The organism is Achromobacter sp. HZ01, assembly GCF_003267925.1.
GTDB lineage: Bacteria > Pseudomonadota > Gammaproteobacteria > Burkholderiales > Burkholderiaceae_B > Achromobacter > Achromobacter pulmonis_A.
Genome location: NZ_LWKV01000006.1, coordinates 114,889 through 138,071 on the forward strand (window position 1 = coordinate 114,889; position 23,183 = coordinate 138,071).

Below are 23,183 nucleotides of genomic sequence, written 5' to 3' on the forward strand. Positions count from 1 at the left end.
AGGGTGGTGAGCCATATTACGCTGGGACCCAGCATTGTTGCCGCAATCGACTAAAGGGTAACTACCATGTTCCGAGGAAATTTCTCTTTCGATAAGATAGTACGTACACATCTTAAATGGCGGTAGCGTCAGGAAGTCATCGAGGTCCAGCCATCAATTCAAGGAGATTCGCCATGAGCGAAGGAGTGATTGTCGCCGGCTTCCTGGCGCCGCATCCGCCCCACTTGGTGTATGGCGAAAACCCGCCGCAGAACGAGCCGCGTTCGCAGGGCGGCTGGGAACCGTTGCGATGGGCCTATGCGCAGGCACGCGAGAGCATCGAGCGTCTGAAGCCGGATGTGCTGCTGGTCCATTCGCCGCACTGGATCACCCAGGTTGGCCATCATTTCCTGGGGGTTCCCCGGCTCGCCGGCCGCTCGGTCGATCCCATCTTTCCCAACATCTTCCGCTATGACTTCGGCATGGACGTCGATGTGGAGCTGGCCGAAGCATGCTGCGACGAGGCCGCCAAGGCCGGCCTGGTCAGCAAGATGATGCGCAATCCGAAGTTCCGGCCGGATTACGGAACCATCACCACGCTGCACATGATCCGGCCGCAATGGGACATCCCGGTGGTGGGAATCTCCGCCAATAACACGCCGTACTACCTCAACACCAAGGAGGGCCTGGGCGAGATGGACGTACTTGGCCGCGCCACGCGCGAGGCCATTCGCAAGACGGGACGCCGGGCCGTCCTCCTGGCCAGCAACACCTTGTCCCACTGGCATTTTCATGAAGAGCCGGAACTGCCCGAAGACATGACCAAGGAGCATCCGGAGCGCTACGACGGCTACAAATGGGATGTGCGCATGATCGACCTCATGCGCCAGGGCCGCATGAAGGAAACCTTCCAGTTGCTGCCCCAGTTCATCGACGAAGCTTTCGCGGAGGTGAAATCGGGCGCCTTCACGTGGATGCACGCGGCGATGGGGTATCCGGAGCTGGCCGGAAGGCTGCACGGATACGGAACCGTCATCGGCACCGGCAATGCGGTCATCGAGTGGGATCTTCAGGCAGCGGGTCTTTCAAGCCTGCAGCCCGCGGGGCAGGCCGCCTGACGGCACGCAAAGAAAAGGGGAGATCTCATGTCCATCGTATCGGCATTCCTGGTTCCGGGCAGCCCGCTGCCGCAGCTGCGGCCCGACATCGCGCCCTGGGGACGCCTTCGAGACGCCTTGGCCACAGTCGGCGAATCGCTTGCCGCATCCAGACCCGATTGCGTGCTGGTCTACTCCACTCAGTGGTTCGCGGTGCTGGACCAATTGTGGATTACCCGGCCGCGCAGCACGGGCCTGCACGTCGATGAAAACTGGCACGAGTTTGGCGAGCAACCGTTCGACATCCATTCGGAGCCCGCACTGGCGCAGCGCTGTATCGATGCCTGCAACGGTGCGGGAATCAAGACGCGCGGCGTGGACTACGACCAGTTTCCGATCGATACCGGCACGATAACCGCCGCCACGCTGATGGGCTTCGGAACATCTGCGCTTCCCATGGTCGCCGCCGCGAACAATCTTTACCACAGCGGCGAGCAGACCGAGCAACTGGGCGCCATCGCCGCCGCCGCCTTGCACGACAAGCGTGTCGCCGTCGTGGGTATCGGCGGTTTGTCCAACAGCATGTTCCGGGAAAACATCGATCTCCGGAAAGACCGCTACGTGTCCGAAAACGACGACGCGTGGAATCGCCGGCTGCTCGCGCTGATCGAAGGCGGCGATGTGGATGCGGTACGCGCCATCCTGCCCGAATACGCCGAGCAGGCACGCCCGGACATGGGCCTGAAGCACTTTCACTGGCTGCTGGGCGCGATGGGCGGCGGTTTCAGGCAGGCTGTCGTGCATGAATATGCGCCGCTATATGGGAGCGGGGGCGCTGTCGTGGAGTTCAGGCTCCAGTAGTGGGTGTCGCATAGGCAAGTTTTAGCGGTACTCATCGGCGTATGTGGGAGCGGGACCCCGCCCCGGGGCCGGAAGCGGCTACCGACCACAAGCTTCTCCGTGCCGCGTACCCCAATTCCGCAGGCCAAGACCGTTACGCCCGTTCATCGCGCTCGCCAAGAAGGTCGCCTTCCTTCAGCCCGCGGCTCGTCCGTCCGCGCAGAACAGAACAAATCGTCGTCCTCCCCATTGGCGCGTCTTCCCCGCCAAAGCCAAAAACGGACTCCAACGAATAACCGACCCCTATCCCACCTCTCAGGGATTTCCCCTGCATCGTTCCGCTTGTGGAAAATCAATGTTCTATAGGACACTTTGTGTCATCGCAAACATGATTGCGGCATAAAGGGGATCGACATGGGGTTCAAGAGCATGGCCAGCGCGCTGGCGCTGGCGACGGCAGTGGCGGGCGGAAGCGGCGCGCAGGCGGCGGCGTATCCGGAGCGGCCGATACGGCTGGTGGTGCCGTTCGGCGCGGGCGGGATCACGGATATCGTCGCGCGGCAGGTCGGCCAGGGGATGGGCGAGGCGCTGGGGCAGGGCGTGGTGGTCGAGAACCGGCCGGGCGCGGGCGGGGTGATCGCGGCGCAATTGGCGGCCACGGCGCCGGCCGACGGCTATACGATCTTCATGGGCACGGTGGGCACGCAGGTGGTGAATCCGCTGATCTACCGCAAGCTCGGCTACGATGCGGACAAGTTCGTACCCGTGGGCATGGTGTCCGGCTCGCCGTACCTGCTGGCGGTGCGGGCCGGGCTGCCGGCGGCGACGTTCGGCGAATTCGTGGCCTACGCGCGGGCCAATCCGGGCAAGCTGAATTTCGGCTCGGCGGGCAACGCCAGTTCGCCCCATCTGGGCCTGGAGCTGCTGAAGCTGACGGCGAACGTGGACGTGATGCACGTGCCGTTCAAGAGCGGCAGCGAGGCGGTGAACGCGGCGATCGGCGGGCAGGTGGACGTGGTGATGGACGCCAGCCCGGTGATCATGCCGCATGCGGCTTCGGGCAGGCTGCGCGCGCTGGCGGTGGCCGCCGACCAGCGCCTGCCGTCCGCGCCCGACGTGCCGACGGCGGCCGAGGTGGGCGATCCGGGGCTGCAGATCAGTTCGTGGAACGCGTTTTTCGCGCCGGCGGGCACGCCGCCCGCCGTGCTGGAAACCTTGAACGCGGCATTGCAGAAGACCCTGGCTTCGCCCGAGCTGCGGCAGCGGCTGGCTGCGCAGGGCACGCAGCTGTATACCGGCACGCCGGACGAGTACCGGCGCTTCATCGCCGGGGAGAAGGCCAAGTGGGCCGAGATCGTCAAGCGCGCCGACATCAGGATGGACTGACCGATGAACCCGACTCCTCATCCCCTGGCGGGCAAGCCGCTGGAGCTGGCCGACACATTGCGTTCCGGCAACGCCTGGAAGATACGGCTGGCCTGCGGCTACATGGGGCTGCCCATCGTGCGGCGCACGTTCGACATCGTGCAGGGAGACCTGGAGACCGAGGCCTTCGCGCGGCTCAATCCGTGGCGCCAGGTGCCGGTGCTGCTTACGCCGGAGGGCCAGTGGCTGGCCGAGTCGCAGGCCATACTCTGGTATCTGGGGCAGGGCACGCCCTGGCTGCCGGCCGGGCGGCTGGCGCAGGCGCAGGTCAGCAGCTGGCTGAGTTTCGAGCAGACCCAGCACATGCATGCCTTCGCGCAGCCGCGGCTGCTGATCCATCTGCGCCGCACGGCGCAGGTGGACGATCCCGCCATGCGGGCATGGCGCGAGATCGGCATGAAGGCGGCGGCCTGGATGGACGCGCACCTGGCGGGCCGGGACTATCTGGTCGGGAGCGCGCCCACCATCGCCGACATCGCGCTGTTTCCCTATACCAGCATGGCGGCGGAGGGCGGCTACGACCTGTCCGCCTTCACCCATATCGACGCCTGGCTGGCGCGCATGCGCGCCTTGCCGGGCTTTACGCCGTTGATCGAAGCGGCATGACGACTCAATCCGATGGAGCAATGATGGCCGATACGATGCACTTGGGAAAAGATGAACTGATCGCGCGCGCGCAAGCCGAGATGCAGCGCCAGTTCGAGACGCCCGACTGGAGCCTGCGCGAGAAGCTGGCGCTGACGTGCCGCATCCTGTTCGACGGCGGCCACGACTCGGGCCTGGCCGGGCAGATCACCGCGCGCGCGCCGGAGCCGGACCGCTATTTCACGCAGCGGCTGGGCCTGGGGTTCGACGAGATCACCGCCAGCAATCTGCTGCTGGTCGATGAGGACCTGCGCGTCCAGGAGGGCGGGGGCATGCCGAATCCGGCCAATCGCTTCCATTCGTGGATCTACCGCGCCCGTCCGGACGTGAACTGCATCATCCATACGCATCCGCTGCATGCCGCGTCGCTGTCGATGCTGGAGGTGCCGCTGGAGATTTCGCACATGGACAATTGCCCGCTGTACGACGACGTGGCCTTCCTGAAGGACTGGCCGGGCGTGCCGGTGGGCAATGAAGAGGGCGAGATCATCTCGGCCGCGCTGGGCGCCAAGCGCGCCATCCTGCTGTCGCACCACGGCATGCTGGTGGCGGCCGGGTCGGTGGAAGAGGCCTGCGTGCTGGCGCTGCAGTTCGAGCGCGCGGCGCGCATGCAGCTGCTGGCCATGGCCGCCGGCAAGATCCAGCCGATCCCGCCGGCGCTGGGCCGCGAGGCCCACGACTGGATTCTGACGCCCAAGCGTTCGCAGGTGGGGTTTTCGTATTTCGCGCGGCGCGCGCTGCGCGCGCACCCCGACGCGCTCGCCTGAAAGCGACGCGGCGGCTCGACGGGCGGGCCGGTTTAGGGCATTCTTTGCGGTTGGATTTTCCCAACCCTTTTGTCCATGATCGACCTGCCGCATCGCCTGCGCGCCCTGCGGCGCCAGCAGTCCCTGTCCCTGGAACAGCTGGCGCAGCGCACCGGATTGACCAAGAGCTACCTCTCGAAGCTGGAGCGGGGCCTGAGCGAGCCGTCCATTTCGACCGTGCTGAGGCTGGCCGAGGCCTATGGCGTGGGCGTGTCCCAGCTGGTGGGGTCGGAGGAGGCCGCGCAGGACGAGGTGGTCAGCGTGGTGCGGGTGGCCGACCGCGAGGCGCTGCAGCGCCGCGGCCTGGGCAGCGCCTACCACTACGAATCGCTGGCCGGGCGCCGCAAGGTCAAGGCGATGGAGCCTTTCGTGGTGCATCCGCCGCGCGAGTTCCCGGACGACGCCGCGGTGTTTCCGCATCCCGGCGAGGAATTCCTGCTGGTGCTCAAGGGCGCCGTCGAAGTGCGCGTGGGCGAACGCCAGTTCCGCCTGGAAACCGGCGATTCCGTGTATTTCGACTCGGAATTGCCGCACCGCATGCGCACCGTCAGCCGGGCAATGGCCGAGGTGCTGGTGGTGGCGGCGCACTGAAGCGTTCCGGTCTGCCGCATAATGCTGATACAGATACAGCAGACACAGGAAATGCCATGAAAAACGATCAATCGCGGCTGGTCCGCATCGATGCCGGCCCCATGAGAAACCCGGTGCCCGGCAAGCCGCGTCGCCCGATCTCGGGCGACGCCGCCTTCCGCACCGTGACGGCCTTCGAAGGCAACGCCGGCAAGGCCGAGGCCGGCGTGTGGGAAAGCACGGCGGGCGTGTTCCAGTCCAACACCACCGGCTATATCGAGTTCGGCTACATCGTCGAGGGCTCGGCCCGGCTGGTCGATCCGGACGGCACGGTGCACGAACTCACCGTGGGCGAGGCTTTCGTGATGCCGGAAGGCTATACCGGCCGCTGGGAAGTGGACCAGTTCGTCAAGAAGATCTATTTCGTCACCCGCATGGCGTAACGCCCTGCCAGGAGAGCAAGCCCCATGACCGCCATCGCCGCTGGCCCGCAACCGGGGGCCGAGCTGCCCGCCGTCACCGTGCAGGTGGACGTTGTTTCGATCCAGTCCCAGGTCGTCTACGGATATGTCGGCAACAACGCCGCCATGCCGGTGTTCCGCAAGGCGGGCCTGCGCGCGATCGCGCTGCCTACCGTCATTCTCAGCAATACGCCGCATTACCCCACGCTGCATGGCGGGGCCACGCCGCTGGACTGGTTCCAGGGGTTGTTGCAGGGGCTGGACGAGCGCGGCGTGACCAAGGTGGCGCGCGCCGTGGTCTGCGGCTATCTGGGCCAGCCGGGGCAGGCCGGTCTGCTGGCCGCCTGGCTGCCGGCGCTGCGCGCCGCGCGGCCCGGGGTCCGCGTGTACATCGACCCGGTCATGGGCGACCGCAACGACGGCCTGTACGTGGACGCGGGGCTGGTGGCGCAATACCGCGACCTGCTGGTGCCGCTGGCTGACGGCATGACGCCGAACCATTTCGAGCTGGAGCAGATGGCCGGCCGCACGCTGTCGTCCATGGACGAAGTGGTGGCCGCGGCGCGCGAACTCATCGCGCTCGGTCCGCAGTGGATCGTGGTGACCAGCGCCGCGCCGATGGCGGCCGAGCCCGGCACGCTGCAGTTGGCGGTGGTCACGCGCGACGCCGTCAGCGTCGTGACCCATCCGGAGATCGCCATCCCGCCGTCGGTGCACGGCACCGGCGACGTGTTCATGGCTGCGGTTACGGCCGGGCTGCTGAAGGGCGCGGAGCTGGTGCAGGCCGTGCGCCTTGCGGCCGGGCAGGTCACCGCGGCGCTGCAGCGCACGCGTGAACTGGGGTGGGAGGAGTTGGCGGTGGAGGGATAGGTGTTTGTTGGGGGGATATGGTGGGTTGCGGCGTCTGATGGGTTTCGCGCGTTCGATATTCGTGTTCTTGCCAAGGATTTTTCGCGCTACACCCATCAGGCACATCAACCCGCCATCCCCCTACGGCACCAGCGACAACCCGATCCGGAACTGCGATTCGTTGCGCTGGTTGTAGCCCAGCAGCGTTTCGCCGTAGCCGTTGAAGTACTGCAGGTGCAGGTAGCCGTTCATGTTCAGCCAGGTGCGCTGCAGCGGCCAGGCGAAGTCCAGCTGCGTGGTGCGGCGCTTCTGATCGCCCTGGCGGTACAGGGCGGAGACCACGGCGCCGTTGTCCTGGGCCCAGCGCAGCTGCCAGTCGACGTGGCCGGCGTAGTCGGAGTAATCGCTGTTTTCTTCGGCCACGCCGAAGTAGGCCTTGACCCGCGGCGCGAAGGTCAGCGTGCTGCCGCCGTCGAAGCGGTAGTGCAGGCGCGGTTCGATGTAGCCGTCGTTCACCGACCGGGAGTCCTCGCCGTCCTTGCCGTTGGAGCTGTGCTCGACGCCGGTGTTCATGCCGAAGCGCCAGTTCTGGCTGGCGGAGGACCAGATATTGTCGGACAGCCAGAACGCGCTGGGGTTGAAGGTGGTGTCGATGAAGGGCATGGAGTCTCCCTCCAGGTCCCACAGCGAGGTCTGGGTATAGGCCAGGTAGAAATTCTCGTCCCAGGTCGCCGGCCGTCCGCCCTGGGGGCTGAAGAGGCGGTACTTGGCGCTGATCTGGAAGCGGGCGGTGGTCTGCCCGCGCGTGCCGATGTCGAAATACACCGGCTTGTATTCGGAAACCGAGCTGCGGAAACGGTCGAACGCGGTCTGCTGCTGCACCGTGGGCACCGCGCTGGCGTCGGGCGAGGGGCCGCCTTCGGGCGCCGCGCCGACCGCGGCCACCGCCGCCGGCGGCACCGGTTCGCCGCTGCGCGCGTCCACCACCGGGCCTTGCGCGGGCGTGCTGGCCAGCGTGCCGCTGTCGCGGCCGGTGGCGTCCAGCGCCATCATGGCGGGCTGGCCCTCGATGGACACGGCCTGCAGGCCGTGCGCGCTGGACGGCACCTCGGCCGTCCAGGCGATGCGCGCGAAACTGTTGACCGGCACGCTGAAACTGGCCGGGCCGCCGCGCAGCCTGGCCAGGCTGCGCACGATCTGGCCGTCCTGGCCACGCCATTGCAGCACCAGCTCGGGCGGGGCTTCCCAGGTGACGCGGGCCGTGTCTTCGTTGAAGTAAACCGCTTCGATGGTGACGGTCTCGCCGGGGGCGGCCGAGGGGCGGTCCAGCCGGTATGACACGCCCGCGGCGGCGCTGCCGGCCACGCCCAGGGCCAGGGCGGCGGTCAGGGCGCGCAGGAACGGGACGGGGCGTGCGGAACGGCTTGTATGCATAGGGACATGACTTGGTTTTGTGACGAGGAAATGTAGCACCGACCCCCGAAACAGTTTGTAAGGCTGACCAAGCGTATGTAGAAAGCGTAAGCCCCCGCGCGTCGCGGACGACGCGCGGGGGCGGGCGGGCAGGGCGCGAACGCGGCTTATTCGCCGAACTTGATGCCCTGGGCCAGCGGCAGCTGGCGCGAATAATTGATGGTGTTGGTGGCGCGGCGCATGTAGTTGCGCCACGCGTCCGAGCCCGATTCGCGGCCGCCGCCGGTTTCTTTCTCGCCGCCGAACGCGCCGCCGATCTCCGCGCCCGAGGTGCCGATGTTCACGTTGGCGATGCCGCAGTCCGAGCCGGCCGACGACAGAAAGGTCTCGGCCTCGCGCAGGTCGTTGGTGAAGATGGCCGAGGACAGCCCCTGCGGCACGCCGTTGTGCAGGGCCAGCGCCTCGTTGAACTCGGTGTAGCGCATGACGTAGAGAATGGGCGCGAAGGTTTCGTGGCACACCACGTCGGTCTGGCCGGGCATTTCGGCGATGGCCGGGCGCACGTACCAGGCGTCGGGGTACTGCTCGGCCAGCACGCGTTCGCCGCCGGTTACCTGGCCGCCCTGTTCACGCGCCGCCTTGAGCGCGGCCTGCATGGCGTCGAACGAAGCGCGGTCGATCAGCGGCCCCACCAGCGTGGACGCCTCCAGCGGGCTGCCGATGGTCGCGCTGGCGTAGGCCTTTTTCAGGCGGCGCAGCAGCTCGTCGGCCACGCTGGCGTGCACGATCAGGCGGCGCGTGGTGGTGCAGCGCTGGCCGGCCGTGCCGATGGCGCCGAACACGATGCCGCGCGCGGCCATGTCCAGGTCGGCCGTGGGGCCGACGATGATGGCGTTGTTGCCGCCCAGCTCCAGCAGCACGCGGCCGAAACGCTGCGCCACGCGCGGGCCGACCTGGCGGCCCATGCGGGTCGAGCCCGTGGCCGACACCAGCGCCACCGCGTGCGAATCCACCAGCGCCTCGCCGATGTCGCGCCCGCCGATGAGCACTTCGGACAGGCCGGCCGGCGCGTCGCCGAAGCGCTGCGCGGCCTGGGCGAAAAGCGCCTGGCAGGCCAGCGCGGTCAGCGGCGTTTTCTCCGAAGGCTTCCAGACCACGGCATTGCCGCAGACCAGCGCCAGCGCGGCGTTCCAGGACCACACCGCGACCGGGAAGTTGAACGCGCTGATCACGCCCACCACGCCCAGCGGATGCCAGGTCTCCATCATGCGGTGGCCGGGGCGCTCGGACGCGATGGTCAGCCCGTAGAGCTGGCGCGACAGGCCGACGGCGAAGTCGCAGATATCGATCATTTCCTGCACCTCGCCTTCGCCTTCGGCCAGGATCTTGCCGGCCTCCAGGCTGACCAGGCGGCCCAGTTCGCGCTTGTGTTGGCGCAGGATGTCGCCGAACAGGCGCACCAGTTCGCCGCGCCGCGGCCCCGGCATGTCGCGCCACGCCAGGCTGGCCTGGCGCGCGCGCGTGATGGCCGAATGCGCCTGCGCCACCGTGTGCTCGTGGACCTGCGCCAGTTCGGCGCCGTCTATCGGGCTGCGCGCGCTCAGCGTGCCGCCGGCGAGCGCCTCCGGCTTCAGCCCGAGCGCGCGCAAGATGTCTTGGGGGTTGTCCATGCTGGTTCCTTCGCTTAAGGGTTATGCCTAGCTGGCGACGCTGGAAAAAAATTTACTATACGAAACTCCAGCCCGAAATGCGAAACCTTTTTGGCCGCGCTCGCCGGCCGCACTTTGCATAGGTGAAACCGTGGCAGAACCCTTGCTGGTTGTCCAGGCAGTCACCAAGACCTATCAGCGCGATGGGCAGGCCCCGCATCGCGCGCTCGACGGCATCGATTGCCAGCTCGGGCGCGGCGAGGTCATGGTGGTGGTGGGGCCTTCCGGCTCCGGCAAGAGCACGCTGCTGCGCACCCTGAACGGCCTGGAAAGCATAGACAGCGGCGCCATCCGTGTGGACGGCGTGTCGCTCACGGACCCGGGCACCGACCTCAACCGCTGGCGCACCGAGGTCGGCATGGTGTTCCAGCACTTCAATCTGTTCCAGCACCGCACGGCGCTGGACAATGTGGCGCTGCCCCAGCGCGTGGTGCGCGGCCGCGGCCGCGCGCAGGCCGAAAGCTATGCCCGCGAACTGCTGGGCAGGGTCGGCATGGCCGACTACGGCGGGCGCTATCCCAGCCAGCTGTCCGGCGGCCAGCAGCAGCGCGTGGCCATCGCCCGCGCGCTGGCCATGGACCCCAAACTGATGTTGTTCGACGAAGCCACGTCCGCGCTCGATCCCGAAACCGTGGGCGGCATCCTGGAACTGATGCGCGCGCTGGCGCGCGACGGCATGACCATGGCCGTGGTGACCCACGAAATGGGCTTCGCCCGCGACGTGGCCGACCGCGCGCTGTTCATGGACGCCGGGCGCATCGTCGAGGCGGGCACGCCCGAAGAGGTGTTTTGCCGTCCCAGGCAGGCGCGCACCCGCGCCTTCCTGGAGCGGATTCTGTAGGGCCGGGCGCCGCGCCCGGATTCACCAGGTCCATTCACCACAAGGGGTTAGACATGCTGAAAATCAAACAATGGCTGGGCGTGGCGGGCTTTGCCCTGGCCGCCGCCGCGGCCGCCGCGCCGGCGCAGGCCGACGAGCTGGCCGACATCCTCAAGCGCGGCGAGCTGCGCGTCGCCGTGCAGACCTCGGGCCCGCTCATGAGCTTCATGGACAAAAGCGGCAAGCGCACCGGCCTGGCCGTGGAAGTGGCCAAGCGCATGGCCGACGACCTGGGTGTGAAGCTGGTGCTGCAGGACTACGAATGGAAGGGCCTGATTCCGGCGCTGCTCTCGGGCAAGGCCGACATGGTGGCCGCCGACATGACGCCCACGCCGCAGCGCGCGGCCCAGGTGCTGTTCTCGGCCCCGATGTTCTACGCCGAGACCGTGGCCGTGGTGCCCAAGGATTCTCCCTACAAGTCGTACGCCGAACTCGACAAGGAAGGCGTGACCGTGGGCGTGCTGGGCGCCAGCACCTATGCGGAAGTGGGCAAGAAGATGCTGCCCAAGGCCACCATGAAGGAATACTCCGGCGGCAGCGCGCCGGTGGGGCAGGCCCTGTCCAGCGGCCGGCTGGACGCCGGCATCATGTCGATGTCGACCGCCAACCAGTTCCTGGTGGACTTCGGCAACCTGCGGGTGCTCGACGGCATCATGGTGCGCGAGCCGCTGGCCTTCGCCGTCGGCCCCAACGCCTTCCGCCTGAAGTTCTGGCTGGACAACTGGCAGACCCTGAAGACGGCCGACAACACCTTGCCGGAACAGGTCAAGTACTGGTACTCCACCGACTGGAAGAAAGACCACTAGCCCCATGGACTGGCTGATCGACTTCTACAACTGGCGCATCGTCAGCCAGTACGCGGGCCAGTTCGCCACCGGACTGGCCAACACCCTCATCGCCGCGGGCGCCAGCCTGGTGCTGTCGGTGCTGGCCGGCATTCCGATCGCGCTGGCCCACATGTCGCCGCGCGGCGCCGTCTGGCGCCCCGTGGCGGCCTATGTGCAGTTCATCCGCTCGACCCCGCTGCTGGTGCAGATCTACCTGGTCTATTACGCCGTGCCCGCGCTGGTGCCGGGGGCCAAGGGGTGGAGCGAGATGGCGCTGGGCATCATCGCCATGACCCTGCACCACGCCGCCTACATGAGCGAAATCATCCGCGTCGGCATCGAGTCCGTACCGCGCGGCCAGATCGAAGGCGCCAAGGCCTGCGGCATGAATTACCAGCAGCGGCTGCGCTACGTGGTGCTGCCGCAGGCCTTCGCCAACACGCTGCCGCCGCTCTTGGGCCAGACCGCCGTGCTGATCAAGGACACCTCGCTGCTGTCCCTGATCACGGTGTTCGAACTGGTCGCCGCCGGCGTGCAGATGAACAGCGACCGCATCGTGCCCAACGAAAGTTTCCTCACCATCGCGGCCGGCTACCTGCTGATCTACGGCTGCATGCTGCTCTTGTCGCGCGGCGTGAGCCTGTGGCTGGCGGGGCCCGCCTGGAACACGAGGTAAGCATGCTGGAGTCCTATCTTTCCACCGCCGGCGTCGTGCTGCCCTTCCTGCTCAAGGGGTTCTGGGAAACGCTCAAGATCTCCTTCGTGGCCATCATCGCCGGCTCGCTGCTGGGCTTCGTCATCGGCGTGATCCGCAGCTACCGCATCCGCGGCGTGCATCAGCTGCTGGGGCTGTACATCCACATCCTGCGCGGCACGCCGTTCCTGGTGCAGCTCTATATCTTCTACTTCGTGCTGCCCAGTTCCGGCATCGCGCTGCTGCACTGGGATTCGGCCACCGCCGCCTTCGTGTCGCTGTCGGTCTACACCTCGTGCTACGTCGCGGAAATCGTCATGGGCGCGATCCAGGCCGTGCCGCGCGGCCAGACCGAAGGCGCGATGACGCTGGGCCTCAAGCCCTTCCAGATCCTCAGATTGGTGGTGCTGCCGCAGGCCATGCGCCTGATCGTGCAGCCCATGAGCGGCGTCTACGTCATGCTGATCAAAAGCACCGCCATCCTGTCGGTGGTGGGCATCACCGAACTGACGCGCCAGGGCGAGGTCTTCATCATCACCTTTCCGGCCAAGTCGCTTTTCATCTACGGCATGATCGCGGCGATCTATTTCATCTACTGCTATCCGCTGCTGCGCCTGGCCAACTGGCTGGAGAAACGCCTGACCGGCGGCCTGCAGGGCGCGGGCCTGCACTGACACGGAGCATCATGGCATCCGAGTACATCGACACCTACTATCGGCGCACGCTGGGCGACGCCGGCACCTACTATCCGCCGCTGACGGGGGCGGACAGCGCCGACGTGTGCGTGGTGGGAGGCGGGCTGGCCGGCCTGTCGACGGCGCTGGAACTGGCGCGGCGCGGGCGCGGCGTCACCCTGCTGGAAGGGCGGCGCATCGCCTGGGGCGCCTCGGGCCGCAACGGCGGTTCGGTGTCGCCGGCTTTCTCGGCGGGCGCCGACGCCATCCGCCGCCACGTCGACGAAGACCATTACCGCCAGCTCTACCGGTTGTCCATGGAGGGCGTGGAGATCATCCGCGCCAACATCCGCGAACTGGGCATCGAAGACGCCCGCAAGGTCGACGGGCGCCTGCGGGTGGTGCGCTACGAAGCCACCGACGCGCTGCGGCAATGGTGCGACGAGCAGCAGCGCGAGTTCGGCCGCGACGTGCGCTTCCTGACCCGCGCCCAGGTCCGCGAGCGGCTGCTGTCGGACGTCTACTTCCAGGGCATCGAGGACCCCACCTCGTTTCATTTCCATCCCCTGAACTACGCGCGCGCGCTGGCGCGAGAATGCGTCCGGCTGGGCGTGCGCATCCATGAAGACTCCGCCGTGGTCGAGGCCCGGCTCGACGGCGCGGTCAAGCGCCTGCGCACCGGCCAGGGGCAGGTCGACGCCCGCAGCGTGGTGCTGGCCACCGGCGGCTACACCGATGGCGTGGTGCCGGCGTTGCGCCGGGCGATGCTGCCGATCGCCACCTACATCATGCTGACCGAGCCGCTGGGAGAACGGGTCCGGGAGGCCATCCGCAGCACCGCGGCCATCGGCGACGACCGCCGCGCGGGCAACTACTATCGCGTGCTGGACGGCGGCCGTATCGGCTGGGGCAGTAGAATCACCACCCGTGTCGACGATCCGCCCGACCTGGCCGAGTCGCTGCGCCGCGAACTGCTCTCCGTCTATCCTCAGTTGAAGGGGGTAAAGGTGGAAGCGGCGTGGTCCGGACGCATGGCCTACGCGCGCCACCTGATGCCGCAGATCGGCCGGCTGGCCCCCGACGTCTGGTATTGCACGGCGTTCGGCGGACACGGCATGAACACCACCGCGATCGGCGGGCGCGTCGTGGCCGAGGCGATCGCGGGCGATACCCAGCGCTACAAGCTATTCGCACCCTTCGGCCTGGCCTGGAACGGCGGCGGCTTCGGCACGGCGGCGGTTCAACTTACTTATTGGTCTTACCAGGCGCGCGACTGGTGGCGGGAACGGCGGTCGCGGGCATGACAGGGTGTACAGATGGAAGGCAACAAACAAAGCGCGCTGGCGCTACGGCTGCGGGCCCTGCGCCAGGCGCGGGAGTGGACCCTCAAGCAGGCGGCCGCGGCCACCGGCGTGTCCGCCTCCACCCTGTCCAAGATCGAGAACGGCCTGCTGTCGCCCACCTATGACAACCTGATCAAGATCGCGGCCGGCCTGGAACTGGACGTGGCCGAGTTGTTCACTGCGCCCGACGCCCACATGGGCACCGGCCGGCGCAGCCTCAGCCGCCAGGGCGAGGGCCGCCAGTACGAAACCCCGTACTACGACCATCGCCTGCTCTGCACGGCGCTGTCGCACAAGCGCATGATGCCGTTCCACACCCGCGTCAAGGCCCGCGCCTTCGAGGAATTCCACGACTGGAGCCGCCACCAGGGCGAGGAATTCGTCTATGTCCTGGAAGGCGAGGTCGAGCTCTACACCGAGTTCTACGAGCCGGCCCGCCTGAAGGCCGGCGAGAGCTTCTACATCGACAGCCGCATGGGCCACCGGGTGATCAGCCTGAGCAAGAAAGATGCGGTCGTGCTGTGGGTCTCCACGCACGCGGACATAGGGGAAGAAGTGGACGCCAACCCGGCCGCCGGCCGCCCGCCGCCCAAACCGTCCGCAACAAGGTAAAATGCGGCGCCCGGACCGCTTCCGGGGTCGCGCGGCAGTAGCTCAGCTGGATAGAGCACGGGCCTTCTAAGCCTGAGGTCGGGGGTTCGAGCCCCTCCTGCCGCGCCAGAATAGTCTCTCTTCTTCTTCGCATGCGCGGCACGATTTCTTCGGTGCCCCTGACCGTTTCCTTCATGCTTCCGGTCGGCGCATGAACCCTGGCGTACTCGCTCTCTCCTGAGCAAAAACCACCGCGAAATTTTTGCCAGCCCGTACCCCTGGGAACCGGCCGCGTCGCGCTCGACCATCGGTGGCTACGACGGCCTTTGGCCACGATCCGCGGCCCGGCTGCGTCCGGCTCGCCTCCGTGAAATCCCTCATGCCGACACCTCGCAAAACGATTGCAGTCCCGATATCCATCGATGTATATATCAATGTATGCATTGATGTGAACAGAAGCCGGGCCTGCCTGTGCCGCTTCTGGCCTTCCCGAAGTTGGTCGTAGCCCACACAGAGAAGAAGGAATATCCATGACGCAGCTCCAAGGCGCCTCAGCCATGGCGAGCACAGAATCGGCAGGCCCGGATTCCGTCGGCCTGGATCACGTGGGGCTGTACGCGCACGACATGGAGGCGGTAGCCGTTTCCTACGAACGGCTGGGCTTTCAGCTGACGCCGCTGTCTCAGCATTCCGGCACGCACGCCGTCACCCGAGAGGTGGTCAAGGCCGGTATCGGCAACCGTTGCGCCATGCTTGGCCGGGGCTATATCGAATTGGTCGCGGTGGTCGACCCGGCGCTGGATCTGCGCGGCGTTCCCGACGGCCTGGCTCGCTATGCGGGCATGCATATCGTCGCTTTCGATACGGCCCGGCCCGTCCAGCGCATCGCGGCGCTGCGCGAGGTCGGCTTTGCCGCCGAGCCAGGCGTGCTGCAACGCTATATCGGCACGCAACAAGGAGCCGAACTGGCACGGTTCAGCCAGGTGCGCACGCCGCGCGGCGCCATGCCCGAAGGCTTGATCCTGACGCTGCGCCACGAAACCCCCGAATTGCTCTGGCAGGAACGCTATCTGTCTCATCCGAACGGCGCGCGCGCGCTGGCGGCGGCCATCATCGCCGTCGCGAACCTGGACGAGGCCGCGGCGCGCTATGAGCGCTATCTCGGTGTGGAATGCCTGCGGCGCGAAGGCGAAGCCTGGTTCCACTTGCGTTCGGGATGCCTGGGGCTGGCAACGCGCGACGCGCTGAAAGCGCGTCTGCCCGGATGCGAAATCCCCTCGCTGCCGTTTCCGATGGCCCTCGCCGTGGAAGTGGCCGACCTGTCCCGCACTGCCGCCGTGCTGGAAGGCAACCGGGTTTCCTACCGCCACGCCGGCGACCAACTGGTGGTGGCGGCCTCGCATGCGGGCGGCGCGAGCCTCATATTCTGCGCCGGCCCGGCCTTTCCCTGATGTAGCCGGATGCCTTGATCCGGCAGGCAGTCTGCAGCACCGATATCCAGCCAGTATTTCAATAACAGGAGCAGCAGCATGACAGGTATAGAAAATCCGAAGCGCCGCGCGCGGCGGGGCATCCTGGCCGGCGCCGCGGTTTTGGCGCTGGCCGTCTCGGGCGGCGCGGCGCACGCGGCCGAGAAAGTCACGTTCGCCTACGGCACCAACATTTCGCTTTCCAACGCGCCGACGTTGATGGCGGTGGGCATGGGCTACTTCAAGGAAGCGGGCCTGGATGTCGAAGCGACCTTCTTCCAGGGGGCCGCGGTAATGTTGCCTCAGGTTACGCAGAAGCACATCACTTTCGGCTGGATCACGCCGGATCCGCTGGTGATCTCGCGCCAGCCGGGGCGCGATCCCCTGCCGGTCAAGATGTTCTACAACGGCATATACCTGTCGCCGTTCGATGTCGTGGTCACCAAGAATAGTCCTGTCCAGTCTCTGGCCGACCTGAAAGGCAAGAAGATCGGCGTGGGCGCCATGTCCTGGGGCAACCTGGCGGTCACCAAGGCGATGATGAAGAAGCTCGGCTTGGAAGTGCAGCGCGACTACGAGTTCGTGCCCGTGGGCGTGGGCGCTACGGCGCTGCGCGCGATCGGCGACGACAAAGTGCAGGCGCTGAACCTGTTCGATACCTTGCACGTGCAGATCGAGCAGATGGGCGTCGAACTGCGCCGCCTGCCCATGGACCAGAGCTATCGCGAGCTGTTCTCCAGCGGCTGGATCGCGCACGAGGATACTTTGCGCGAGAAGCCGCAGTTGGTGGTTGCGTTCGCGCGCGCCGCTGCCAAGGGCGTGATCGCCTGTAACGCCAATCCGCAAGCCTGCGTGAAGAACTTCTGGGCCCTGTATCCGGCTACCAAGCCGGCAGAGGGGACCGAAGAGAAAAAGCTGGCGGATGCCGTGCAGATCCTGAAGGTGCGCCTGGCCACGATGCTGCCGGAGCAGGGCGCCGGAAAAATGGGCTATTACACCGAGCAGTCCTGGAAGGACTATGTCGAGGTGCTGCATGAAGGCGGGCAGCTGAGCACCGCGAACGTGGACGTCAAGCCGCTCTACACCAACGAGTTCGTCAAAGACATCAACGACTTCGACGCCGCCGCCGTGGCCGCCGCGGCCAGGCAGCTCAAGTAGACGCGAGCCGGAGCCGATATGAATTCCCTGAATCTCTCTCTAGTCGAAGGCGGGCGCCGGCCCGCGCCCTCCGGCGGCGCCGGCCGCCCCTTGCTGACGGCCGACAACGTGAGCGTGGTCTACCGCGGCAGCAAGGGGCCGATCACGGCCGTCGACAATCTGTCGCTGAAGCTGGGCGCCGGCGAGTTCGTATCGGTGCTGGGTCCGTCCGGTTGCGGCAAGTCCACGCTGGTCAAGGTGTTCAGCGGCCTGCTGACGCCATCCAGCGGCAAGGCCTTGCTTGGCGGCACGCCCATCGACAAGCCGCGCGGCGACGTGGGTATTGTCTTTCAACAGCCCACGCTGCTGCCCTGGAAGACGGTGTTGGACAACGTGCTGGTGCCGATCCGGGCCTTGCGCAAGGACAAGGAGGCCGGCACCGCCAAGGCGCTGGAACTGCTGCGCCTGGTGGGCCTGGAGAAATTCTCGAACAACTACCCCGGCGAGCTCTCGGGCGGGATGCAGCAGCGCGTCGGCATCGCGCGCGGCCTGGTGCATGACCCGGCGGTGCTGCTGATGGACGAGCCGTTCTCCGCGTTGGACACAATGACCCGCGACCGGATGAGCATAGAGCTGCAGCGCATCTGGATGGCCACGCGAAAGTCTGCCCTGTTCATCACGCACAGCATCGCCGAGGCGGTGTTCCTGTCGGACCGGATCGTGGTGATGTCGGCGCGGCCAGGCCGCATCATCCGCGAAGTGTCCGTGGACCTGCCGCGGCCGCGGACGCTGGCGACGCTCAACGATCCCGAGTTCACGCGCCTGTGCGCAGAACTGCGGGAGTTGTTCGACCAGCTGGTGCATTTCGACTAGGGAGACGCTCGTGTCCAGATCCATCAAGTCCATGCTCTACCCCCTGATAACCGGCGTGGTGCTGGTGATCCTGTGGTTCGTCAGCATCCGCGTGTTTTCGGTGCCGAATTACCTGCTGCCTGCCCCGGAGTCCGTGCTGCAGGCGCTCAAGACGGGCTACATCGACGGCCAGTACTGGCCGCACTTCCTGTTCACGCTGCAGAGCACGGTGTACGGCTACCTGATAGGCTGCGGCCTGGCCCTGGTGGTGGGAACCATACTCGCCGAGTCCGAAACCTTCGAGCAGTTCATCTATCCCTACATCATCGCTCTGCAGTCCACGCCGAAAGTGGCGATCGCGCCCTTGCTGCTGGTCTGGTTCGGTTTCGGGATGGCCTCCAAGGTGGTGATGGTGGCTTTGATGAGCTTTTTCCCGATGTTCATCAACACGGTGGTGGGAATACGCCAGGCTGACCCGGCCATGCTTGACCTGATGAAAGCCTTCCGCGCTTCGCGCAGTCACGTTTTCTTCCACGTCAAGCTTCCGGCCGCCTCGGGCCATATCTTCGCGGGCCTGCAGATATCGGTGGTTCTCAGCCTGATCGGCGCGGTGGTCTCGGAGTTCATCTCTTCCAGCAAGGGGCTGGGCTACCTGATCCAGTCGGCCTCGGTCAATATGGACGTCGCCACCATGTTCGCCTGTCTGTTCAGCCTGGTCTTCATCGGCCTGACCGGCACCAACCTGATCCGTTTCCTGCACCGCAAGCTGGTGTTCTGGGACAAGTCGACCTCGGCCACCGTGCAGGCCGAATAGGGATAGAGGAGAGCTGATCCATGGAATTCCATCAATGCTACGCGCTCGACTACGGCAGGGCGCGCGACAAGTTCCGGGCAGCCGCCGCAAAGGCAGGGGGACGCCTGACGGAGTACCCGCATGCCGGCGCCAGGGCGCCGGACGGCAAGGCGCTGGTGACCGACGTAGCCTGCTTCGGCCGCGCCGACGCGCCGCGCCGCCTGCTGGTGGTCAGTGGCACGCACGGGCTCGAAGGCTTTTTCGGCTCGGCGGCGCAGATTGCATGGATGCTGGGCGACGGCCCGGCGAAGCTGAATCCGGACGTGGCGGTGGTCATGGTGCATGCCATCAATCCCTGGGGCTTTGCGCACCTGAGCCGCACAACCGAAAACAACGTGGACCTGAATCGCAATTTCATCGAGCATGACGGGGCGCATCCCGCCAATGCCGACTACGCGCTGCTGCATCCGCTGCTGCTACGCGACGAATGGAGCCGTGCCGACGTGGCGGCCGCGCAGAAAGCCATGGAGGACTTCGCCGCCAGCCATGGCGAAGACCGCTTATATGACACGCTGGCGCGCGGCCAGTACTCCCATCCGGACGGTCTGAACTATGGCGGCAACGGGCGGGAATGGTCCAACCTGACGCTGGAGCGCATCGTCGGCGACCACCTCGCCGGCGCCGGCAAGGTCGCCTTGATCGACTGGCACACCGGCATAGGCGGATATGGCGAACCGTTCTTCCTGTGCTTCAACGAAGAGGGCGGGCCGCTGCATGACCTGGCGGTGCAGTGGTGGGGCAGGGAGCGCATTGTCGGCCAGCGGCCACACGGCAAGTCGCGCCCGAACTATCAGGGACTGCTGTTTTACGGCGTGCAGTCTTTCCTGGGTGATGTGCCGATGTGCGGGGCCGTGATCGAGTTCGGCACGCGCGGTTGGCACATGCGCCGTCTGCTGCGCCTGGACCTGTGGCTGAAGTTCAAGGCGGACCCCTCCAGCGAACGCTACGAGATGCTGCGCGCAGACCTTCTGGACTCGTTCTGTCCGGTGGATCAGATCTGGCGCGAGGACACGCTGCGCCAATCGCAGGAAATTACCCGGCAGGCGGTCGAGGGCCTGACTGGCTGGAAACATGCATGACGACCGCATCCGCCAATCTGGGCGCACTGTTCTCGCCGGCGCGTGATGCGCATGCTGTCGCACTGATCGACCTCGGCGGCGAGTCCGGGCCGCGCGTCTATACCTACGGCGAACTTGATGCGCAGGCGGACGGCGTGGCCCGCGGGCTGCGGGCGCGCGGGCTGGCGCCGGGCGCCAGAGTGGCGATCCTGTCGGCCAATCGCATGGAGTTCCTGGCGGTCTATCTGGGCATCATGCGGGCCGGCCTGGTCGCGGTGCCGGTGAACCACCGCTTGCCGGCTGCGGGCATCGAGTTCATTGTGAAGGACTGCGGCGCCAGTCTGGCGTTCTGCGACGGGCCGCGGCGGGAAGCCTGCGCTGCGCAATTGCCGGTGGTTGAATTCGGCGCGCCGGGACCGGATGGCTATGCCGCGTTCTTGGCCCCTGGGCAATGGACGGCGGAGCCCGTTGCGCCCGAGCAGCCCGCATTGTTCCTCTATACCTCGGGTTCCACAGGCCGTCCCAAGGGCGTAATGCTGTCGCATGCGGGCTATCTCTGGACCGTGCGCCAGCGCATCGCGGCTACGAACTATTCCGGCCATCGCTTTCTGGTCGCGGCGCCCCTGTATCACATGAATGCGCTCAATACCGTCAAGCTCGCCCTTGCGGGCCAGGGCAGCCTGGTGTTGATGCCGCAGTTCGAACCTGCCGGCTATCTGGACGCGATCCAGCGTTACCGCTGCACCTGGCTGACCGCAATCCCCACCATGATTGCATTGCTGGCTCGCGAAACGGCGCTGGTGGCGCGGGCGGACCTGTCCTCGGTGGCCATGGTGCGGCTCGGATCGGAGCCGCTCACGCAGCGCATCGCCGACAGTGCGTGCGCCATGTTTCCACGGGCGGCCATCGGCAATGGCTACGGCGCGACCGAAACTGGGGCGCTGGTGTTCGGTCCGCACCCGCAGGGGCTGGCGCAGCCGGTGTTGTCCGTCGGATATCCGCACCCTGCGGTGCAGTCCAGGCTGGTCGACGGCGACAGGATCGGCGCTGCCACCGGCGTGTTGCAGGTGCGGTCGCAGGCCCTCATGCTGGGTTATCACGGCTTGCCGGAGCAGACCGCGGCAGCCATGACGGAGGACGGCTTCTACATCACCGGCGACGTGATGCGCCGCGACGAGCGTGGCTTCCATTACTTCGTGGGCCGGGCCGACGATATGTTCGTTTGCGGCGGCGAAAACATCTATCCCGCCGAGGTCGAGAAGGTGCTGGAGCGCCACCCCGCCATTTTCCAGGCTTGCGTCGTGCCGCTGCCCGATCAGCTCAAGGGCATGAAGCCCGTCGCGCTGGTGGTGCTGCGCCCCGACGCGGCGTTGTCGGAAGCGGAGGTCAAGGAACACGCGCTGGCCCTGGGGCCTGCCTATCAGCATCCACGGGCGGTGCGCTTCGTCGATGCAATGCCCGTCAGCAGCACGGGCAAGGTCAACCGCAAGGCGGCCGCGCTGCTGGCCGCAGAGCTGATGTTCAACCCACCCATCCTCAATCAGAGCAAGGAGCATCCATGAAGGCAGTGGTCATTCACGGACACGGCGGTCCGGACGTCATGCAATATGATCCCGCGTTCCCCGATCCGCAGGCTGGCGAAGGCGACGTGGTCCTGCGGGTCAAGGCGACGTCGATCAACTATCACGACGTATTCACGCGCCGGGGCATGCCGGGCATCAAGCTGGATTTCCCGGTCATCATGGGCCTGGACGTGGCGGGCGAGATCGTCGAGGTCGGTCCGGGCGTCAACGGCTGGGCGGTTGGCGACCGGGTGCTGGTCGATCCCATCAACCGGGCCGAGGGCGGCCTGATGGGAGAAACCGTTCATGGCGGTCTGGCCGAACTGTGCCGGGCGCGGGAGCACCAGTTGATCCGCATTCCGGACGGCGTCAGCTATGAGCAGGCCGCCGCCTTGCCCGTGGCCTTCGGCACGGCCTACCGGATGATGCACACGATAGGACAGGTTCAGGCCGGCGAGAAAGTCCTGGTGCTGGGCGCCAGCGGCGGCGTCGGCGTGGGTTGCGTGATGCTGGCGAAGATAGCCGGCGCGGAGGTCGTGGCCTGCGCTAGTAGCGAGGCAAAGATGCGGCGTCTGCGGGAACTGGGTGCCGACCATGTCATCAATTACTCGCAAGCGGACTTCGCCAAGGCGATCTATGAGCTCTACGGCAAGCCTCATCGCCGCAAGTTCGATGGCGGCGTCGACGTCGCGGTGAACTTCACCGGCGGAGACACCTGGGTCAAGTCCATGCGCTGCCTGCGGCGCGGCGGCCGCCTGCTGACCTGCGGCGCCACCGCGGGCTACGACCCGCAGACCGACCTGCGCTTTATCTGGACCTTCGAGCTGAACATCCGCGGCTCGAACGGCTGGATGCGCGAGGATCTGGACGCTTTGCTGGCCCTGGTGCAGTCGGGGAAGATGCAGGTTCCGGTAGACCGCGTGTTGAGCCTGGACGAGGCGGGCGAGGCGCTGCGCCTGATCGAGGATCGTGAGGTCATGGGAAAAGTGGTGGTGATGCCATGAGCGAAGTGATGACGATCGAAGAAATGCAGCAGCGTCTGCAGAAGGCCCCTTTCAACAGTTTCATGGGGTTGACGGTGCTGTCCGCCGATTACGAAAAGCAGGAGATAGTGATGCAGATGAAGCTGCGTCCGGAGTTCGAGCGCATGGCGGGCAGCGGGCAATTTCACGGCGGCGTGATCGCGGCGATGATAGACGCGGTTGGCCAGTACGTGCTGATGATGATGCTGGGCAAGCCGCTCGCGACCATAAACTTCCGTACCGACTATCTGCGTCCCGCCACCAATACCAGCCTGCGCGCGGTGGGCCGGGTGCTGCGCATGGGCAAGAGCATTTGCGTCTCGGATGTGGAGGTTCGCGACGACGCCGACAAGCTGGTGGCGGTGGGCCGCGCCAACTTCGCGACGCCATCGTGAGCACCGCCTGCGGCGTGCCTGGCCGTCGGCGC

At 66.5% G+C, this 23,183-nt stretch carries 24 protein-coding genes and 1 tRNA gene; 23 read left to right on the top strand and 2 right to left on the bottom strand.

Annotated elements, in window-relative coordinates:
- The first annotated feature begins 173 nt into the window (after positions 1 to 173).
- The 8 genes from cnbCb to pdxK all read left to right on the top strand — a co-directional run bounded on the left by cnbCb (position 174) and on the right by pdxK (position 6,693).
- Positions 174 to 1,097 carry a 2-aminophenol 1,6-dioxygenase subunit beta gene (gene cnbCb, locus A6B37_RS24365; protein WP_102772704.1) on the top strand — a complete coding sequence of 308 codons (924 nt, stop codon included), beginning with the start codon at positions 174 to 176 and terminating at the stop codon, positions 1,095 to 1,097.
- A gap of 27 nt (positions 1,098 to 1,124) precedes the next feature.
- Complete coding sequence (locus A6B37_RS24370; RefSeq protein WP_111827150.1) at positions 1,125 to 1,937, top strand: tRNA U-34 5-methylaminomethyl-2-thiouridine biosynthesis protein; 813 nt, start codon at positions 1,125 to 1,127, stop codon at positions 1,935 to 1,937.
- Positions 1,938 to 2,330: 393 nt separating this feature from the next.
- On the top strand, positions 2,331 to 3,302 hold the full coding sequence (locus A6B37_RS24375) for a tripartite tricarboxylate transporter substrate binding protein (RefSeq protein WP_246842567.1): 972 nt from the start codon (positions 2,331 to 2,333) through the stop codon (positions 3,300 to 3,302).
- A 3-nt stretch (positions 3,303 to 3,305) separates the two neighbouring features.
- Positions 3,306 to 3,947, top strand: coding sequence for a glutathione S-transferase family protein (locus tag A6B37_RS24380; RefSeq protein WP_111827151.1), 642 nt, complete (start codon positions 3,306 to 3,308; stop codon positions 3,945 to 3,947).
- A gap of 23 nt (positions 3,948 to 3,970) precedes the next feature.
- Positions 3,971 to 4,753: an aldolase gene (locus tag A6B37_RS24385; protein WP_102772701.1), complete on the top strand. Its 783-nt coding sequence runs from the start codon at positions 3,971 to 3,973 to the stop codon at positions 4,751 to 4,753.
- Between the two features lie 75 nt (positions 4,754 to 4,828).
- The gene (locus A6B37_RS24390; RefSeq protein ID WP_111827152.1) at positions 4,829 to 5,383 is read left to right on the top strand and encodes an XRE family transcriptional regulator; all 555 of its coding nucleotides are present in this window, start codon (positions 4,829 to 4,831) and stop codon (positions 5,381 to 5,383) included.
- A 56-nt stretch (positions 5,384 to 5,439) separates the two neighbouring features.
- Positions 5,440 to 5,805, top strand: coding sequence for a cupin domain-containing protein (locus tag A6B37_RS24395; protein WP_102772699.1), 366 nt, complete (start codon positions 5,440 to 5,442; stop codon positions 5,803 to 5,805).
- Positions 5,806 to 5,829: 24 nt separating this feature from the next.
- On the top strand, positions 5,830 to 6,693 hold the full coding sequence (gene pdxK, locus A6B37_RS24400) for a pyridoxine/pyridoxal/pyridoxamine kinase (RefSeq protein ID WP_111827153.1): 864 nt from the start codon (positions 5,830 to 5,832) through the stop codon (positions 6,691 to 6,693).
- Between the two features lie 120 nt (positions 6,694 to 6,813).
- Here pdxK and A6B37_RS24405 read toward each other — a convergent pair whose 3' ends face one another.
- Together A6B37_RS24405 and A6B37_RS24410 are read right to left on the bottom strand one after the other, a co-directional pair.
- On the bottom strand, positions 6,814 to 8,106 hold the full coding sequence (locus A6B37_RS24405) for a phospholipase A (protein WP_111827154.1): 1,293 nt from the start codon (positions 8,104 to 8,106) through the stop codon (positions 6,814 to 6,816).
- A gap of 146 nt (positions 8,107 to 8,252) precedes the next feature.
- On the bottom strand, positions 8,253 to 9,755 hold the full coding sequence (locus A6B37_RS24410; protein WP_111827155.1) for an aldehyde dehydrogenase family protein: 1,503 nt from the start codon (positions 9,753 to 9,755) through the stop codon (positions 8,253 to 8,255).
- Positions 9,756 to 9,885: 130 nt separating this feature from the next.
- On the opposite strand from A6B37_RS24410, the gene A6B37_RS24415 reads away from it, so the two are divergent.
- From A6B37_RS24415 to A6B37_RS24485, 15 genes are all read left to right on the top strand, one after another.
- Positions 9,886 to 10,635, top strand: a complete 750-nt coding sequence (locus A6B37_RS24415; RefSeq protein ID WP_111827156.1) for an amino acid ABC transporter ATP-binding protein — start codon at positions 9,886 to 9,888, stop codon at positions 10,633 to 10,635.
- A 53-nt stretch (positions 10,636 to 10,688) separates the two neighbouring features.
- Positions 10,689 to 11,480 (top strand): ABC transporter substrate-binding protein, encoded by a 792-nt coding sequence (locus tag A6B37_RS24420; protein ID WP_102772694.1) that lies wholly within the window; start codon positions 10,689 to 10,691, stop codon positions 11,478 to 11,480.
- A gap of 4 nt (positions 11,481 to 11,484) precedes the next feature.
- On the top strand, positions 11,485 to 12,177 hold the full coding sequence (locus A6B37_RS24425) for an amino acid ABC transporter permease (RefSeq protein ID WP_111827157.1): 693 nt from the start codon (positions 11,485 to 11,487) through the stop codon (positions 12,175 to 12,177).
- A 2-nt stretch (positions 12,178 to 12,179) separates the two neighbouring features.
- Positions 12,180 to 12,869 carry an amino acid ABC transporter permease gene (locus A6B37_RS24430; protein WP_102772692.1) on the top strand — a complete coding sequence of 230 codons (690 nt, stop codon included), beginning with the start codon at positions 12,180 to 12,182 and terminating at the stop codon, positions 12,867 to 12,869.
- Between the two features lie 11 nt (positions 12,870 to 12,880).
- A complete protein-coding gene (locus A6B37_RS24435) occupies positions 12,881 to 14,173 on the top strand; it encodes an FAD-binding oxidoreductase (RefSeq protein ID WP_111827158.1) in 1,293 nt (430 codons plus the stop codon).
- Between the two features lie 12 nt (positions 14,174 to 14,185).
- Positions 14,186 to 14,824 carry an XRE family transcriptional regulator gene (locus A6B37_RS24440; protein WP_102772690.1) on the top strand — a complete coding sequence of 213 codons (639 nt, stop codon included), beginning with the start codon at positions 14,186 to 14,188 and terminating at the stop codon, positions 14,822 to 14,824.
- Between the two features lie 31 nt (positions 14,825 to 14,855).
- A tRNA-Arg gene (locus tag A6B37_RS24445) sits at positions 14,856 to 14,932 on the top strand.
- Between the two features lie 401 nt (positions 14,933 to 15,333).
- A complete protein-coding gene (locus A6B37_RS24450) occupies positions 15,334 to 16,254 on the top strand; it encodes a VOC family protein (protein ID WP_246842568.1) in 921 nt (306 codons plus the stop codon).
- A 78-nt stretch (positions 16,255 to 16,332) separates the two neighbouring features.
- Positions 16,333 to 17,430 (top strand): ABC transporter substrate-binding protein, encoded by a 1,098-nt coding sequence (locus A6B37_RS24455; protein WP_111827160.1) that lies wholly within the window; start codon positions 16,333 to 16,335, stop codon positions 17,428 to 17,430.
- Positions 17,431 to 17,448: 18 nt separating this feature from the next.
- Positions 17,449 to 18,282 carry an ABC transporter ATP-binding protein gene (locus tag A6B37_RS24460; protein WP_111827161.1) on the top strand — a complete coding sequence of 278 codons (834 nt, stop codon included), beginning with the start codon at positions 17,449 to 17,451 and terminating at the stop codon, positions 18,280 to 18,282.
- A 10-nt stretch (positions 18,283 to 18,292) separates the two neighbouring features.
- A complete protein-coding gene (locus A6B37_RS24465; RefSeq protein WP_111827162.1) occupies positions 18,293 to 19,075 on the top strand; it encodes an ABC transporter permease in 783 nt (260 codons plus the stop codon).
- 20 nt (positions 19,076 to 19,095) lie between these two features.
- Positions 19,096 to 20,193, top strand: a complete 1,098-nt coding sequence (locus A6B37_RS24470) for a M14 family metallopeptidase (protein WP_111827163.1) — start codon at positions 19,096 to 19,098, stop codon at positions 20,191 to 20,193.
- Positions 20,190 to 21,734 carry a class I adenylate-forming enzyme family protein gene (locus tag A6B37_RS24475; RefSeq protein ID WP_111827164.1) on the top strand — a complete coding sequence of 515 codons (1,545 nt, stop codon included), beginning with the start codon at positions 20,190 to 20,192 and terminating at the stop codon, positions 21,732 to 21,734. Before A6B37_RS24470 ends, A6B37_RS24475 begins: the two co-directional genes overlap by 4 nt.
- On the top strand, positions 21,731 to 22,738 hold the full coding sequence (locus A6B37_RS24480) for a zinc-binding dehydrogenase (protein ID WP_111827165.1): 1,008 nt from the start codon (positions 21,731 to 21,733) through the stop codon (positions 22,736 to 22,738). Before A6B37_RS24475 ends, A6B37_RS24480 begins: the two co-directional genes overlap by 4 nt.
- Positions 22,735 to 23,151, top strand: coding sequence for a PaaI family thioesterase (locus A6B37_RS24485; RefSeq protein WP_111827166.1), 417 nt, complete (start codon positions 22,735 to 22,737; stop codon positions 23,149 to 23,151). Before A6B37_RS24480 ends, A6B37_RS24485 begins: the two co-directional genes overlap by 4 nt.
- Positions 23,152 to 23,183 lie beyond the last annotated feature (32 nt).